This window comes from Pseudonocardia halophobica, assembly GCF_027922425.1.
Classification (GTDB): Bacteria; Actinomycetota; Actinomycetes; order Mycobacteriales; family Pseudonocardiaceae; genus Pseudonocardia; species Pseudonocardia halophobica.
Genome location: NZ_BSFQ01000277.1, coordinates 1 through 551 on the forward strand (window position 1 = coordinate 1; position 551 = coordinate 551).

Here is a 551-nt window from a genome sequence, read left to right on the forward strand (position 1 = left end):
TCCGTGACGCCTGTCAGCGTCAGTCCCCCGCCGCCTCGGGCAGCGCCCAGCCCCGCTCTTTCAGGCAGCGCAGCGTAAAGATCGAACGCGCGTGGCGTATCCCAGGAACCCGGTAAAGCTTGCGGCGCAAGAATTCCTCGCATCCGCGGGTGCCGCTGACCGTGACCTTGAGCAGATAGTCATATTCGCCGGTGGTCAGGTAAATCTCTTGCACCTCAGGCAGGTTGGTCATGGCCCGGCCGAATTCTTCAAGCACGCGGTCGTCATGGCGATCCAGCGTCACCTCGATCAGCACCGTCTCGGTTCCGCCCAGCCGTGACTGGTCCAGAATGGCAGTATAGCCGCGAATGATGCCCTCGGCCTCAAGACGGCGGGTGCGCTGCCAGCAGGGACTGGGCGAAAGCCCCACCTCTTCGGCAAGCTGGCTGTTGCTCAGCCGTCCGTCCCGACTCAGCGCGCGCAGGATCCTGAGATCAATCGCATCAAGCCGCCGTGATGCAGCAGTTTCATCCATGAAAATATCGCCTTGCTGAAAGAATCTTTTTCATCAT

The 551-nt window shown here is 61.0% G+C and carries 1 protein-coding gene; it reads right to left on the reverse strand.

The genetic code is table 11. The features are described from left to right. Positions 1-19 precede the first annotated feature (19 nt). A complete protein-coding gene (locus PKE99_RS39445) occupies positions 20-514 on the reverse strand; it encodes an Lrp/AsnC family transcriptional regulator (RefSeq protein ID WP_010396646.1) in 495 nt (164 codons plus the stop codon). Positions 515-551 lie beyond the last annotated feature (37 nt).

Excerpts from the sequence above, each read along its gene's own strand:
- PKE99_RS39445 (WP_010396646.1), bottom strand. The coding sequence starts at position 514 with ATGGATGAAACTGCTGCATCACGGCGGCTTGATGCGATTGATCTCAGG.